We start from the raw sequence: 15,205 nt of genomic DNA, 5'->3' as shown, positions 1-15,205 counted from the left end.
CTCATCACCCCCGACGCAAATTCTGCGCCGCCTGCACCATGTTCGCCAGTGCCGCGCGGGTTTCTGGCCAACCACGCGTTTTCAGGCCGCAGTCCGGGTTGACCCACAGGCGCTCTGCCGGAATACGTTGTGCCGCTTTCTTCAGCAGGGATTCAATCCATTCCACGCTCGGTACGTTTGGCGAGTGAATGTCATAGACGCCAGGACCGATTTCATTCGGATAATCAAACTCTTCAAACGACTCCAGCAACTCCATGTCGGAACGCGAAGTTTCAATGGTAATGACGTCTGCGTCCAGCGCCGCAATCGAATCCATGATGTCGTTGAACTCGCAATAACACATGTGGGTGTGAATTTGCGTTTCATCCTTCGCCACGGCGGCGTTGATACGGAAGGCCTCTACGCCCCACTGGAGATAGGCATCCCAGTCGCTGCGACGCAGCGGTAAACCTTCGCGCAGTGCCGGTTCGTCAATCTGGATGATGCCAATTCCAGCGGCTTCCAGATCCGCCACTTCATCACGCAGCGCCAAAGCGATCTGTTTAGCGATGGTTTCACGGCTGACATCTTCACGCGGGAACGACCAGCAGAGAATCGTCACCGGCCCCGTCAGCATCCCTTTCACCGGTTTGTCAGTCAGCGATTGCGCATACTTTGCCCACTCAACGGTAATCGGCGCCGGACGGCTAACGTCACCAATGACAATCGGCGGCTTAACGCAGCGGGAACCGTAGCTCTGTACCCAACCGTTTTGTGTGAAGACAAAACCGTCGAGATGCTCGCCAAAGTATTCCACCATGTCGTTACGTTCAGCTTCGCCGTGCACCAGCACATCCAATCCCAAACGTTCCTGCTCAACAATGGCCTGCTTGATATGTTCCGCAATACCCGTGCGGTAGTTGTTGGCGTCAAGATTGCCCTTTTTGAAATCCAGACGCAGGGTACGAATTTCCGTGGTTTGCGGGAAGGAACCAATCGTGGTGGTCGGCCATGCGGGCAGTTTAAAACGCGCACGCTGGGCTTCAGCACGCACTTCATAGACATTCGCACGCTGACTGTCCTGGGCGGTAATGGCTGCCAGACGTTTTTCTACCGCCGGATTATGTACGCGGGTTGAGTGACGGCGCGCCTGAATCGGTGCGCTCCACTCTGCCAGAGCTGCCGTGTCACCACTGTTCAACGCATCGCGTAGCAGTGCCAGTTCATGACATTTTTGCAGGGCGAAGGCAAACCAGCTTTTCACTTCTGCATCAAGGCGCGTTTCCACGCTCAGGTCGATAGGGCTATGAAGCAGTGAGCAGGAAGATGCCACCCATAAATCACGTTTACCGACAATGTCCTTAATTTGCGCATATTTCTCGGTGAGATCGGCGCGCCAGACGTTACGACCATTGACCAGTCCGGCAGACAGCAGCCAGTCAGAAGGCAGGCGCTTGTGTAGTTCTGCTACATCATCTTTGCCATGTACGAGGTCGACATGCAGACCCTGAACAGGCAGCGCAGTAATCGTGTCGAGGTTCGGTGTTACGCCTTCAAAATAGGTGGTCAACAGCAGTTTCACCTGCCCCTGCAGTGCATCGTAAGCAGGTTTATACGCGTCCAGCCACGCCTGCGGCAGTTCCAGTACCAGCGCCGGTTCGTCGATCTGTACCCACTCAATGCCACGTTTTGCCAGTTCCGCCAGAACTTGCTGATAAACCGGCAGAATGTCATTCAGCAGACTCAGGCGATCAAACTGTTCACCTTTCACTTTACCCAGCCACAGGTAGGTGACCGGTCCCAGTAGCACAGGTTTCACCTTGTGACCCAGCGCCTGCGCCTCATCCACTTCATCCAGCAACTGCGTCCAGGTCAGTTTGAATTGCTGCCCTTTAACGAACTCCGGCACCATGTAGTGATAGTTGGTGTTAAACCATTTGGTCATTTCCGCCGCCGCCGCAGGTTCGCCAGTTGGCGCACGTCCACGACCAATACGGAAAAGGGTGTCGATATCTACAGAACCATCTTTGTTCTGATGACGCGCCGGAACGTTACCCAGCAACAGGCTGGTGGTCAGAACATGATCGTACCAGGCAAAGTCGCCCACCGGCAGCAAGTCGATACCGGCCTGCTTTTGTTGATCCCAGTGACGGGCACGCAATTCACGCCCCACCGCCAGTAATTCTTCACGCGTGGAGTTCCCCGCCCAATAACTTTCTTGTGCTTTTTTCAGCTCGCGACGCAGGCCAACGCGAGGAAAACCGAGGGTGTGATTAAGAATTGTCATTATATGCCCCTTATGGAATTTTTAGTATTTAGACGTCCAGATGTTTACACATCCATAATTGGCGGTTACTGTATATTCCTCAAGCGCAAATTATTCATGCCGAAGTGAAGGACTTTCATGATCGAAGTAAAACACCTGAAAACGCTACAAGCGTTGCGGAACTGCGGCTCGCTCGCAGCCGCTGCGGCGACGTTGCATCAGACGCAATCCGCCCTGTCTCACCAGTTTAGCGATCTGGAACAACGTCTTGGCTTCCGGCTATTTGTGCGTAAAAGCCAGCCGCTACGCTTTACGCCGCAGGGAGAAATCCTGTTACAACTGGCAAACCAGGTACTGCCGCAAATCAGTCAGGCACTGCAAGCCTGCAATGAACCGCAGCAGACTCGCCTGCGTATCGCCATCGAATGTCATAGCTGTATTCAGTGGCTGACGCCCGCGTTAGAAAACTTTCATAAGAACTGGCCGCAGGTCGAGACGGATTTTAAATCGGGCGTAACCTTTGACCCGCAGCCCGCGTTGCAACAGGGCGAGCTGGATCTGGTGATGACATCCGATATTCTGCCGCGCAGTGGCCTGCATTACTCGCCAATGTTCGATTATGAAGTGCGTCTGGTGTTAGCACCTGACCATCCACTGGCTGCGAAAACGCGGATCACGCCGGAAGATCTCGCCAGCGAGACGCTGTTAATTTATCCGGTGCAGCGTAGCCGACTGGATGTCTGGCGGCATTTTCTTCAGCCCGCAGGCGTCAGTCCGTCACTGAAAAGCGTCGATAACACCTTATTGTTGATTCAGATGGTTGCCGCGCGGATGGGTATTGCCGCCCTGCCGCATTGGGTGGTGGAGAGCTTTGAACGCCAGGGTTTGGTAGTGACTAAAACCCTTGGCGAAGGATTGTGGAGCCGACTGTACGCCGCCGTTCGCGATGGCGAGCAGCGTCAGCCGGTTACGGAAGCGTTTATTCGCTCAACGCGCAATCACGCCTGCGATCATCTGCCGTTTGTGAAGAGCGCGGAGCGACCCACTTACGATGCACCCACAGTGAGGCCAGGATCACCAGCGCGCCTGTAATAAACGTTGGCCAGTGCGGCTGTTGGTGCCAGATTGCCAGGTTAACCAGCAGCCCTGCCGGAACATGCATATTATTCATAATACCCAGCGTTCCGGCGTCCACCTGAGTCGCGCCGTAGTTCCACATAAAGTAACCAATCCCGGAGGCCACCACGCCAAGAAACACCAGAATGCTCCATTGCAGCGTAGTTTCCGGCATTTTCTGCGTATTGCCCAGCAAGAACCATGCAATCACCGCCACCAGGAACGCGCCGAGATAGAACCACGCAAAGGCGTTATGCTGCGGCATCGGGCGGGTTTCCATCAGGCGTTTATAGCCCACCATACCAATCGCGAAAGTGATATTGGAGAGTTGCACCAGCAGCAGGCCAGTCCAGAAATGGTCAGTGACCTGATCGTAACGAATAATCCCGGCACCAATAACTGCCAGCAAGGCGCTAAAAGCGTAGCCCCAGCGCAGACGGCGCTTACTCATGATGTCATAAATCAGCGTGATGTAGAGCGGCGTCAGGACGGTAAATAACAGCAGTTCAGAGACAGTCAGGTAAAGATAGGCACGGAAACTAAGCATATACATAATGCCAAGCTGCATCGCGCCCACCAGCATATACAGGCCAATGGTTTTCAGGCTATTGCCTCGGGTACGCAGGAACGGCAGGAAAACGAGCGCCGCCAGGCCAACGCGTACCAGCACCGAAAAATAGCTGTCGACGTGCCCCGCAAGGTACTCGCCGTAAAAGCTAAAGGAGAAGGCCCACAGAATAGTGGTGATGATTAGTAGCGCCACAATGGAAAACTCTTTGATTAACGAGTATCCATTGTAGCGAAGTATCAGGTTGACAACTGAACAAATAAAGAACGATTACGATAAATAGAGCTTACGCAGATAATGCGGCACCGCGTCTTCGGCATTAGTCCCAATGACTTCCAGTTCCGGATGCAGATCTTTCAGACGCTGGTGCGCGCTGCCCATAATGCAACCTTTCCCCGCCATCGACAGCATTTCGGCGTCGTTCATCCCGTCGCCAAAGGCAATGCAATCCTTCAGACTGTAACCCAGTTTCTTCGCCACCGCTTCCAGCGCATGGCCTTTAGAAACACCGCCAGCCATCACTTCCAGACAGGTTAAGGTAGAGAAGCTGACGTTGACGCGATCGCCCCAGCGAGCATTGATTGCTTGCTCAAGTGGTAACAATTTTTCATGAGAATCGCAGGTGAAGAATACTTTGCTGACGCCTTCCGGCTCCAGCAATCCCGGCTCATACAGAGCATATTTGAATACCGCTTCTTTAAAAAAGCGCATCTCTTCCGGGCGGTGGCGGTTCATAAACCATTCATCATCACGATAAACGTTAGTAATGATGTCCGGGTTGTCGTTGACCACGCCAAACAGATCGCTGGCAATGTCATGATCCAGGTTATGAGCAAAAATCAGATTGCCATCGAGGTCGTGAACGCGCGCGCCATTGGAGGTGATCATGTACGACTTAATCTCCAGATTATCGCGAATTTGCCCCACATCGACGTGGTGGCGACCGGTCGCAAACACAAAGTTGATACCGCGCGCAGTGAGCAATTTCAGCGTTTCTTTGGCGTAAGGGGACAACGTATGGTCGGGGGAAAGTAACGTACCATCTAAATCAGACGCAACAACCTGATACATAAGAAATTTAAACCTCTATAACGAGCGACTTCCGCTGGATGTGTTATGCCGGTCGAAAAATTCGACGATGGCGTGGAGCGCGACTGAGCGCATTGCGTCCTTTTCAAAAAGGATCTCGTGGTACGCACCTTTAATTACCAGCGGTCGCCCCCCTTCTACAGGATGACCCGCTGCGGCGCGGAGTTCACAAAAACGGTCGTGCATACGGTTATCTACCACACGTTCTTCTTCGGCCTGCAAGAGAAGCGTTGGTGTGGCGTCATCACCCGCACCGGCTAACACCTGTTCGCCAGCCAGAATACTTTCGCGTACCCAATGGTAGGTCGGCCCACCGACGCGAATCGTTGGATCATCAGCATAGAAGCGTAAATTACGTCGATATCGCTGTCTGCTGTGGGTCAGTACATTGATGGCAAACGGCAGCGCGCGCCAGCGACCGGTGCCTATTGCATAGCCATCACGAAAACGTGGGTGCGCTTCAGCCCAGTTAAGGATTTTCCGCGCCATAAATGACGGCATACGAATCACAATACCGAACATTGGTGCAGTTAGCGCAATGGCGTCACATACACCTGGATGGCGTTGCAGAAATAATGTGGAGATCGCGCCGCCCATCGAATGTGCCAGTATATAGCGTTTACGCCACGGGCCTGGCTGGATCTCTTGTTGCCAGAATGCCGCCAGGTCATCGACATAATCATTAAACTGGTTCACGTGTCCGAGATGCGGATCGGCTAACAGACGACCGGAGCGTCCCTGCCCTCGATGGTCGATGATTAACACATCAAACCCCAGATGGAACAGGTCATAGGCTAGTTCGGCATACTTTACATAGCTCTCAATGCGCCCCGGACAAACGACGACTACCCGGTCATGTTGCGGAGCGCAAAAACGGACATAGCGCACCGGAATATCATCCACGCCAATAAACTCTGCCTCGTCCCGCTGACGCCAGAAGTCAGTCAGTGGCCCCATCGTAAAAGCAGCAAACGCTTTTTCTCTTGTTTCCCAGTCTTTTTGCTGCTGAAACATCGGGTAATCTGCCTCTTAAACCACGTAAAATCGTTTTTTTAAGCGTGTCTGACACAACGCCGCGACAGTAGCGTATTGTGGCACAAAAATAGACTATCCGGGAGATTCCCATGACCTTTGAATGGTGGTTCGCCTACTTGCTGACATCGATCATTTTAAGCCTCTCGCCAGGCTCTGGCGCAATCAACACCATGACGACCTCACTTAACCACGGTTATCGCGGTGCGTTAGCGTCTATCGCTGGACTGCAAACCGGACTGGCGATTCATATTGTATTGGTTGGTGTGGGTTTGGGTACGCTATTTTCACGCTCGGTTATTGCTTTTGAAATATTAAAATGGGCAGGTGCCGCCTACCTGATTTGGCTGGGAATTCAGCAATGGCGCGCCGCCGGAGCTATCGACCTCAAGTCGCTGTCCCCAACCCAATCTCGCCGTCATCTGTTTCAGCGAGCCGTGTTTGTGAATCTTACTAATCCCAAAAGTATTGTGTTTCTGGCGGCGCTATTTCCACAATTCATCATGCCCCAGCAGCCACAACTGATGCAGTATATCGTGCTCGGCGTCACCACCATTGTGGTCGATATTATTGTGATGATCGGTTACGCCACCCTCGCCCAACGGATTGCACTCTGGATTAAAGGGCCAAAACAAATGAAGGCGTTGAATAAGATTTTCGGCTCGTTGTTTATGCTGGTGGGAGCACTGTTGGCATCGGCCAGACATGCCTGAAAATCATGTCGGATACGGCGAAACGCCTTATCCGACTTACTCTGATGACGCGTCAGGTATCAACGCGAAATAATCAAATGTATGCCAAATCCGGCAAATAACGCTCCGGCAAAACCATCGATCCACTTCGACAGGCGCTGATAACCACGGCGCATCTTCGGCAAAGCAAACAGGCTGGCAACGACGGTAAACCACGCCAGCGTTTCGATAATGATCAGCGCGAAAATGCCCCAACGAGCGGTGGTGCCGACGTTATCACCGACAAACAGCGAGAACACCGAACCAAAGTAGATAATCGCTTTAGGATTGGCGAGATTCGTCAGCAAACCTTTCAGGAAACTGCGTCCACTTTTCGCCAGTTCCACCTGTGGTGCAGGCGCGGAAACCGTCTCTTTTTTCAGTGCGCCGCGCAGCATCTGGTAACCCATCCAGCAGAGATACAGCCCACCGCCAACCATAATCAGCGTATGCAGCCAGGCCATTTTTTCGATAATCAGATGCAAGCCAAGCAGCGCGATCCCTGCCCAAACCATTACACCACAGGTAATACCCAACACGCCCATCATCGCTTCTTTACGGGAACGACTAACGGCTGTCTGAGAGACAAAAAAGAAATCGGGACCGGGACTCATAAGCGCCACAATATGCACCATGGCAACGGTGAGGAATAACATCAACATACATTTGACTCGTGGGGAAAACGTTTACGGAATATTCATCCTGGCACTTTTTTATGCCGATGACTACTCTTCGTCGTCGCCGTCGACATGCGCGCGGATCAGCGTCATAAACGGTTTGCCAAAGCGTTCCAGCTTACGCATCCCGACACCGTTAACGCTCAACATTTCGCTGGCGGTGATCGGCATCTGCTCTGCCATCTCAATCAGCGTTGCATCGTTAAACACGACATATGGCGGAACATTGCTTTCATCAGCAATAGACTTCCGCAGTTTGCGTAATTTAGCGAACAGCTTGCGGTCATAATTGCCGCCGAATGATTTCTGCATCACCTTCGGTTTAAGCGCCACAATACGCGGCACGGCGAGTTGCAGAGGGGATTCGCCACGCAGCACCGGGCGCGCGGCTTCTGTCAGTTGTAGGGCAGAATGCTGGGCGATGTTTTGTGTCACCAGACCGAGGTGAATCAGTTGGCGAATTACGCTCACCCAGTGCTCATGGCTTTTCTCACGCCCCATGCCATAGACTTTCAGTTTGTCGTGACCGTAGTCGCGGATACGCTGGTTATTGGCACCGCGAATCACTTCCACCACATAGCCCATACCAAAACGCTGATTCACCCGGCCAATGGTGGAAAGCGCAATCTGCGCATCGGTTGAACCGTCGTATTGTTTCGGCGGATCGAGGCAGATATCGCAGTTACCGCACGGCTCCTGACGACCTTCGCCAAAATAGTTCAGCAACACCAGACGGCGACAGGTTTGCGCTTCGGCAAATGCGCCCATCGCATTGAGTTTATGGCGCTCGATATCCTGCAACTGCCCTTGTGGCTTTTCTTCCAGACAACGACGCAGCCACGCCATATCGGCCGGATCGTAAAACAGCATCGCTTCCGCTGGCAGGCCATCACGCCCGGCGCGACCGGTTTCCTGATAATAGGATTCAATGTTGCGCGGAATATCAAAATGCACCACGAAGCGAACGTTAGGCTTGTTGATGCCCATGCCAAACGCCACGGTCGCCACGACAATTTGCAGATCATCGCGCTGGAATTTCTCCTGCACATCGGCGCGGACATCGTTTTCCAGTCCGGCGTGATACGCTGCTGCGCTAATCCCCTTGCTTTGCAGACGCGCGGCGGTGTCTTCCACTTTCGCCCGACTGTTACAGTAAATAATGCCGGACTTACCCCGCTGTTCCTGCACGTAACGCATCAGTTGATCGAGTGGTTTGAACTTCTCCATCAACATGTAGCGAATATTCGGGCGGTCAAAACTGCTGATTTGAATCAGCGGATCGTTCAACCCGAGCAGGCGCACAATATCTTGTCGCGTGGTGTCGTCGGCGGTGGCTGTCAGCGCCATAAATGGCAGCATCGGGAAACGCTGGCGCAGTTGACCAAGCGCGGCATATTCCGGGCGGAAATCGTGTCCCCATTGGGAAATACAGTGCGCTTCATCAACGGCTAATAAGACAGGATTCCAGTGCGCCAGATGCTCAAGGAAGTTATCCAGCATCAGGCGTTCTGGTGCGATATACAGCAGGCGAATTTGCCCGGTACGGCAGCCAGTCATCACTTCAAGCTGCTGCTCGCGGGTTTGCGTTGAGTTAAGGCACGCCGCCGCCACACCGTTGGCTTGCAGTTGATCCACCTGGTCTTTCATCAACGAAATCAGTGGTGAAACAACAACGGTCAGGCCGTTCAATAACAACGCAGGAATTTGATAACACAGAGATTTGCCGCCGCCGGTTGGCATAACGACGAGGCAATCGCGACCGGAAAGTACGGTGTCGATAATTTCTTCCTGGCCTGGGCGAAACTGTTGGTAGCCAAAGGTTTCTTGTAAAACCTGTTTAGCTCCGGACTCCAGATTCAACACTTCCGCCTGCGCCACATTCACCCCGATTGCCTGAAATAAAAACAGGCGCTATTTTCAGCGCCTGAGCGAGAAACTGCAATGCTTTTAGCGCCAGGATGGATAACGTTGGAAGTAAGATTCCAGTTTTGCCTGCCGCTCAACTCGCATTAGAACAGGTCGTTTAGCATAACCCCCACACCGACGCGGGTCTGGTTAAAGTTATAGTCGATAAGTGATTCGCCGTAACCGCTGTAGACCTGAGTATAAAGACGCACATGTTTGGTGATTGGGTAACTTAAGCCTAACTCTGCGCCGCCGTAACCGGTGTTCCAGTTATACTGCCCTTTCGCGCTCAATACCGCATCACCGAGGTGATAGCCGATTTTAAGCTGGTAGTAACCCATATATTTGGTGATATCCGGGTTATCGTCCGTATTACCCACCACATACCACGGCTTCACTTCTACCAGCCAGTTACCGTTTTCTGCCATCAGGCGGGTATAAAGGCGGTTCCAGCTACGGGACGTCGGGTCAGAACGCCCGTTCGAGTCATGGTTGTAGCCCATCTCCACATCGCGCAGTGTCCAGCCTGCAAAACGGTAATCGGTAGCAAAACCGAGGAACAATTGCGGTTCATAGTTGGTTTCACGAAACGGCGATGACTCTTCGCTATTAGAAAGCTGCCACCAGGATTTCTGGGTGTAGGAAGCGCCCAGTACAGAGTTTGGCCCCAAAATCCCCCGCCACAGCGGAAACGCCAGACTCAACTGGAATTTCACTTCATCCTTACGCGCGTTTTCTGCCCAGTCGTAACTGGCAATCGCTTCTTTATTCAGATCGCTGGTCTGGGTATAGATGATGTAGTTGGTGTCATAAGGATAAAGGGTGAAAGGATTATCATGCTCCTGCAACATATTGGCGATAATGCTGCCACGTACTGCAGGCGCATCATGCACATCTTTCACCGTTGCCTCTTGCGCATTTGCCACTATCGGCAGCATACACACCGGCAACAAGCAGCCCAGTAGAGTCCGCATCGATCGTGTTCTCCGTAACGAATTATTGATTAGATGAATATTTTTTCTGCGGGCTATTTTACATACTTAACTCAATTGCCGTTAGTTATCCCTTCCTAAAGTAGAAACCAACAACAAAGAAGCATAAAATCAACATTTCATTAACCACTGAAGTGTAAGGATGATATGTCTGCCGTACTGACTGCCGAAAAAGCCCTGAAATTAGTGGGTGAGATGTTTGTTTATCACATGCCGTTTAATCGGGCATTGGGGATGGAACTGGAGCGTTACGAGAAAGAATTTGCGCAACTGGCCTTTAACAATCAGCCAATGATGGTTGGTAACTGGGCACAAAGCATTTTGCACGGCGGGGTGATTGCGTCGGCGCTGGATGTCGCCGCTGGCCTGGTATGTGTAGGTAGTACCTTAACCCGCCACGAAACCATCAGTGAAGATGAACTGCGCCAGCGGTTATCGCGGATGGGAACCATTGATCTTCGCGTCGATTATCTGCGCCCAGGCAGAGGCGAGCGTTTTACAGCCACCAGCAGCCTGTTACGTGCGGGTAATAAAGTCGCCGTCGCCCGCGTTGAACTGCACAATGAAGAACAACTTTATATTGCCAGTGCTACCGCCACCTATATGGTGGGTTGAAAATCTAAAAGCAGGTAAACTGCTGAGACTGATAACAAACGCAAATTGCCTGATGCGCTACGCTTATCAGGCCTACCAGAGAAATGCAATATATTGAATTTGCATGATTTTGTAGGCCAGATAAGGCGTTAACACCGCATCCAGCATGGGCAAAGCGCACTTTGTCAGCAATCTGAGCAGGTAAGCTGCCGTTAACAATTAAAAATGAGTTTTTCCAATGGATACCAAACAAACGCGGCAGGGCGTATTACTCGCTCTTGCCGCTTATTTTATTTGGGGTATTGCTCCTGCGTACTTCAAGCTGATTTATTACGTACCTGCTGATGAGATCCTGACGCATCGTGTAATCTGGTCGTTTTTCTTTATGGTGGTGCTGATGAGCATCAGCCGCCAGTGGTCCTATTTAAAAACCCTGATTCAGACGCCACAGAAAATCTTTATGCTGGCAGTCTCTGCTGTGCTGATTGGTGGCAACTGGCTACTGTTTATCTGGGCAGTGAACAATCACCATATGCTGGAGGCGAGTCTCGGTTACTTTATTAACCCGTTGGTGAACATTGTGCTGGGAATGATTTTCCTCGGTGAGCGGTTCCGCCGGATGCAGTGGCTGGCGGTAATTCTGGCGGTGTGTGGTGTGCTGGTCCAGCTCTGGACTTTTGGTTCGCTGCCAATCATCGCGCTGGGTCTGGCATTTAGCTTTGCCTTCTATGGTCTGGTGCGTAAGAAGATAGCGGTAGAAGCACAAACTGGCATGTTAATCGAAACCATGTGGCTGCTGCCCGTGGCGGCGATTTATCTGTTTGCTATTGCTGACAGTTCTACCAGCCATATGGTGCAAAACCCAATGTCGCTGAATTTACTGCTGATCGCTGCTGGAGTTGTCACCACCGTTCCGCTGTTGTGCTTTACTGCCGCCGCCACGCGCCTGCGTCTCTCCACTCTGGGCTTTTTCCAGTATATTGGCCCGACGCTAATGTTCCTGCTGGCAGTAACGTTTTATGGTGAAAAACCGGGTGCCGATAAAATGGTGACATTTGCCTTTATTTGGGTGGCACTGGCGATTTTTGTAATGGATGCGATTTATACGCAGCGTAGAACGACCAAATAAAAAATAAATATATTCTGAAAAAATATGCCTGCTCTTGCACGAGAGTGGGCATATTGTCATGCTGGCAGGAGATTAAGACAAGGATGTAAAATTAATGTTACGTGTATTTATTCCAACATCTGATGGTAGGATTTCAAGACGCCATTATATATTGTCATTTACTTTGACAAACCTAATTTGCACCTTCCTTATTGTCTTCTTTGCAAATGTGGAAGCAAATTTTCTTGTTATAGCCTCTACTCTCTTACTCCATTATCTCGTCATCAACATGAGTTGCCAACGACTCCGTGATAGTGGGTTCACGTATATAAAAACTTATATTTTTGGTACATTAGCAGTCTATATCGTCTCTTTCATCACAATGATTGCCGAACATTTTGACTGTTCAGGCACTGGTTCGATGATTTTCTTAATTTGCTACTTTTCCACTTTCAGTATGCTAATGCTTGCACCTACTGATTCATCAAAACAATAGTTAAGGGAGTATTTATGAGTAAGGAATATATGAACGATGGTTCATTAACTGAAAAATGGAAATTTCGATTTAATTTTTATGAAAAACATGGTTTTCCTGGATTCTGGGGAGCAACACCTGAATATAAAACAGCATATAAAGAATTAAAAATAAGACAACGATTAACTATTCAAATGAATTTTATTGCTTTCTTCTTTTCCTGGATATATTTATTTGTTCTCGGGTTATGGAAAAAAGCGATTATAGTTCTATTACTTGGCATTTTATCTCTATTTGTCGGTGCATTAATTGGCGTTAACATTCTGGGAATTGTTGTAGTAGCCTATGTTGCTGTTAACACGAATAAATGGTTCTATGAGAAAGAGGTAAAAGGATTAAATACCTGGAGCCTTTGAATGACCGGTGGCTTAGCCTGGCTAAACCACCATTCTCGTTTTTTACAACCAGTTCTTCCGCTTAAAGTACAGATACGGCGCCAGGCCCGCGAGGATCATAAAGATAATTGCGCCCGGGTAGCCGAAAGTCCACTTCAGTTCCGGCATAAACTCGAAGTTCATCCCGTAGCTGGAAGCGACCAGCGTCGGCGGCAGGAACACAACGGATACCACCGAGAAGATCTTGATGATGCGGTTCTGCTCGATGTTGATAAAGCCCATCGCCGCCTGCATCAGGAAGTTCACCTTCTGGAACAGAGACTCGTTATGTGGCAACAGGGATTCGATATCTCGCAGGATCTCGCGCGCCTGCTCCAGTTGCCCACCCGGTAAGCGCGCTTTGCGCACCAGGAAGTTGAGCGCACGCTGGGTATCCATCAGACACAGGCGAACTTTCCAACCGATATCTTCCAGTTCTGCCAACGTGGAGAGCGCCTCGTCGTACTCATCGCCCTGACGCCCTTCCATAATCACCCGGCTCAGTTGCTCCAGATCGCTGTAGATGTTTTCAATTTCATCTGCCAACTGTTCAATTTTAGTTTCGAACAAATCCAGCAGTAACTCGTAGGCGTTACCGTCAACCATCGACTGGCTACGGGCGCGCATACGATACAGACGGAATGCAGGCAACTCACGCTCACGCAGGGTAAACAGGCGGCCATCACGGATGGTAAATGCCACGGTGGAGTTACCGGCGTGATCTTCCGCATCTTCAAAGAAGAAGAAGGAGTGAATATGCAGGCCGTCATCGTCTTCAAAGAAACGTGCCGATGCTTCGATGTCTTCCAGTTCCGGGCGAGTTGCCAGGCTCTGGCCAAGTTCAGATTGTACGCGCAGTCGCTCGTCGTCATCCGGTTCGACAAGATCAATCCATACTGCATTGACAAGGGGTTGTGACTCTTCGACTTCCAGCCGGGTCAGTCGGTTATTTTCCAGTTGAAATGCGCTCAGCATGACCGGGACTCCCAATGCTTAAAATATCGGACAGTTCGGTGGGCACACAGAAACATATTGGGTTTCAGACCATTAAACAGCCTGACTCAGCGCGACGGGAAAAATTGAGGTCGCTGACAACCGCTAAGGCTATCAGCAAAAGGGGATAGCCTTAGGAGTTGATCCTGGATGACAGGATAGTGAGCCAGTATCTACTGGGTGTGTCCAAGGCGAATGTCCTCTTAGAGTGATCGTGCGCGCATGTTACGCCAGCAAAATTTTGCCGTCAACACGCAACGGAACACCACAGAACAATAGTTGAACTTCGCGCTTTTCGGTACTCGTCAAGGTCATTAACAGGATAAAAAAATCCCACATCCAGAACCTATAATGGCGCATTGACTACTCATTGGTAAAGGAATGATCACCTTGAATCTCAAACGGATTTTTCTCACTCTCACCTTACTCCCCTTGTTTGCTGTTGCCGCTGATGACTGCACGCTCTCCGATCCGACGCTGACCGTACAAGCGTATACCGTCAATCCCCAGACAGAACGGGTGAAAATGTACTGGCAAAAAACTAATGGCGAAGCGTGGGGAACATTTCATGCGCTGCTGGCTGATGTTGACAGCCTGGGGCAAGTGCAGATGGTGATGAACGGAGGTATTTATGATGAAGGTTATGCGCCTCTCGGTTTGTACATCGAAAACGGTCAACAGAAGGTAGCGTTAAATCTCGCCTCGGGGGAAGGTAATTTCTTTATTCGTCCTGGCGGTGTGTTTTATGTTGCGGGAGATAAAGCCGCTATCGTTCCGCTGCAGGCATTTAAAGCCAGTAAAGATATTCAGTTTGCGGTGCAGTCGGGGCCGATGTTGCTGGAGAATGGCGTGATAAATTCGCGTATTCACCCCAACGTCGCGTCGCGCAAAATCCGTAACGGTGTAGGGATTAATAAACAAGGTAACGCAGTATTTTTGCTCAGTCAGCAGGCGACAAACTTTTATGATTTTGCCTGCTATGCCAAAGCGAAACTGGATGTCGGGCAGTTGCTTTATCTTGATGGCACTATCTCACATATGTATGTGAAAGGCGGCGCGATCCCCTGGCAACGTTATCCCTTCGTCACCATGATTTCCGTCGAGCGGAAAAGTTAGAACGATAGTTTTATGTCAGATACTGAATATGGTGCAGATGCCGGATGCGGCGTAAACGCCTTATCCGGCCTACATGACGTTGCAATTTATTGAATCTGCATGATTTTGTAGGCCGGATAAGGTGCGCAGC

The 15,205-nt window shown here is 50.8% G+C and carries 16 protein-coding genes; 7 read left to right on the top strand and 9 right to left on the bottom strand.

Annotation, left to right across the window (positions count from 1 at the left end; translation table 11 throughout):
- Positions 1 to 4: 4 nt before the first annotated feature.
- Positions 5 to 2,266 carry a 5-methyltetrahydropteroyltriglutamate--homocysteine S-methyltransferase gene (metE, locus tag A1WG_RS12740; protein ID WP_000153915.1) on the bottom strand — a complete coding sequence of 754 codons (2,262 nt, stop codon included), beginning with the start codon at positions 2,264 to 2,266 and terminating at the stop codon, positions 5 to 7.
- Between the two features lie 117 nt (positions 2,267 to 2,383).
- Here metE and metR point away from each other — a divergent pair, with 117 nt between their 5' ends.
- Entirely contained in the window at positions 2,384 to 3,337 is a 954-nt protein-coding gene (metR, locus tag A1WG_RS12745; RefSeq protein ID WP_000573631.1) for an HTH-type transcriptional regulator MetR, read from the top strand.
- Here the strand turns inward: metR and bioP are convergent.
- The 3 genes from bioP to pldB all read right to left on the bottom strand — a co-directional run bounded on the left by bioP (position 3,225) and on the right by pldB (position 6,032).
- On the bottom strand, positions 3,225 to 4,124 hold the full coding sequence (bioP, locus tag A1WG_RS12750; RefSeq protein ID WP_001196250.1) for a biotin transporter: 900 nt from the start codon (positions 4,122 to 4,124) through the stop codon (positions 3,225 to 3,227). The genes metR and bioP overlap by 113 nt on opposite strands.
- 75 nt (positions 4,125 to 4,199) lie before the next feature.
- Positions 4,200 to 5,000: a sugar/pyridoxal phosphate phosphatase YigL gene (gene yigL / locus A1WG_RS12755; RefSeq protein WP_000285344.1), complete on the bottom strand. Its 801-nt coding sequence runs from the start codon at positions 4,998 to 5,000 to the stop codon at positions 4,200 to 4,202.
- A gap of 15 nt (positions 5,001 to 5,015) precedes the next feature.
- A complete protein-coding gene (gene pldB, locus A1WG_RS12760) occupies positions 5,016 to 6,032 on the bottom strand; it encodes a lysophospholipase L2 (RefSeq protein WP_001517377.1) in 1,017 nt (338 codons plus the stop codon).
- 110 nt (positions 6,033 to 6,142) lie between these two features.
- Here pldB and rhtB point away from each other — a divergent pair, with 110 nt between their 5' ends.
- Positions 6,143 to 6,763, top strand: coding sequence for a homoserine/homoserine lactone efflux protein (rhtB, locus tag A1WG_RS12765; RefSeq protein WP_000142511.1), 621 nt, complete (start codon positions 6,143 to 6,145; stop codon positions 6,761 to 6,763).
- Between the two features lie 59 nt (positions 6,764 to 6,822).
- On the opposite strand, the gene rhtC is transcribed toward rhtB, so the two are convergent.
- The 3 genes from rhtC to pldA all read right to left on the bottom strand — a co-directional run bounded on the left by rhtC (position 6,823) and on the right by pldA (position 10,337).
- Positions 6,823 to 7,443, bottom strand: a complete 621-nt coding sequence (rhtC, locus tag A1WG_RS12770) for a threonine export protein RhtC (RefSeq protein WP_000928833.1) — start codon at positions 7,441 to 7,443, stop codon at positions 6,823 to 6,825.
- A gap of 63 nt (positions 7,444 to 7,506) precedes the next feature.
- Positions 7,507 to 9,336 (bottom strand): ATP-dependent DNA helicase RecQ, encoded by a 1,830-nt coding sequence (gene recQ, locus A1WG_RS12775; protein ID WP_024191924.1) that lies wholly within the window; start codon positions 9,334 to 9,336, stop codon positions 7,507 to 7,509.
- Positions 9,337 to 9,467: 131 nt separating this feature from the next.
- Positions 9,468 to 10,337 (bottom strand): phospholipase A, encoded by an 870-nt coding sequence (gene pldA, locus A1WG_RS12780; RefSeq protein ID WP_001259597.1) that lies wholly within the window; start codon positions 10,335 to 10,337, stop codon positions 9,468 to 9,470.
- A gap of 165 nt (positions 10,338 to 10,502) precedes the next feature.
- Between pldA and yigI the strand changes: the two genes are divergently transcribed.
- The 4 genes from yigI (at position 10,503) to A1WG_RS12800 (ending at position 12,948) form a co-directional block, all read left to right on the top strand.
- Positions 10,503 to 10,970 (top strand): acyl-CoA thioesterase YigI, encoded by a 468-nt coding sequence (yigI, locus tag A1WG_RS12785; RefSeq protein WP_001277134.1) that lies wholly within the window; start codon positions 10,503 to 10,505, stop codon positions 10,968 to 10,970.
- A gap of 217 nt (positions 10,971 to 11,187) precedes the next feature.
- Positions 11,188 to 12,078: an EamA family transporter RarD gene (gene rarD / locus A1WG_RS12790; RefSeq protein ID WP_001517379.1), complete on the top strand. Its 891-nt coding sequence runs from the start codon at positions 11,188 to 11,190 to the stop codon at positions 12,076 to 12,078.
- A 94-nt stretch (positions 12,079 to 12,172) separates the two neighbouring features.
- Positions 12,173 to 12,553: a hypothetical protein gene (locus A1WG_RS12795; protein WP_001517380.1), complete on the top strand. Its 381-nt coding sequence runs from the start codon at positions 12,173 to 12,175 to the stop codon at positions 12,551 to 12,553.
- A gap of 14 nt (positions 12,554 to 12,567) precedes the next feature.
- Positions 12,568 to 12,948: a DUF2628 domain-containing protein gene (locus A1WG_RS12800; protein WP_000032592.1), complete on the top strand. Its 381-nt coding sequence runs from the start codon at positions 12,568 to 12,570 to the stop codon at positions 12,946 to 12,948.
- Between the two features lie 42 nt (positions 12,949 to 12,990).
- Here A1WG_RS12800 and corA read toward each other — a convergent pair whose 3' ends face one another.
- On the bottom strand, positions 12,991 to 13,941 hold the full coding sequence (gene corA, locus A1WG_RS12805) for a magnesium/cobalt transporter CorA (RefSeq protein ID WP_000947160.1): 951 nt from the start codon (positions 13,939 to 13,941) through the stop codon (positions 12,991 to 12,993).
- Positions 13,942 to 14,092: 151 nt separating this feature from the next.
- Positions 14,093 to 14,149, bottom strand: a complete 57-nt coding sequence (gene ysgD, locus A1WG_RS24955; protein WP_211180520.1) for a protein YsgD — start codon at positions 14,147 to 14,149, stop codon at positions 14,093 to 14,095.
- 191 nt (positions 14,150 to 14,340) lie between these two features.
- Between ysgD and A1WG_RS12815 the strand changes: the two genes are divergently transcribed.
- A complete protein-coding gene (locus A1WG_RS12815) occupies positions 14,341 to 15,075 on the top strand; it encodes a phosphodiester glycosidase family protein (protein ID WP_225996928.1) in 735 nt (244 codons plus the stop codon).
- Positions 15,076 to 15,205: the final 130 nt, after the last annotated feature.

It is taken from the genome of Escherichia sp. KTE96, assembly GCF_000408525.1.
GTDB classification, from domain to species: Bacteria; Pseudomonadota; Gammaproteobacteria; order Enterobacterales; family Enterobacteriaceae; genus Escherichia; species Escherichia marmotae.
Note: the sequence above shows the minus strand (reverse complement) of the source record. Positions and strands in the feature narration are given on the sequence as shown.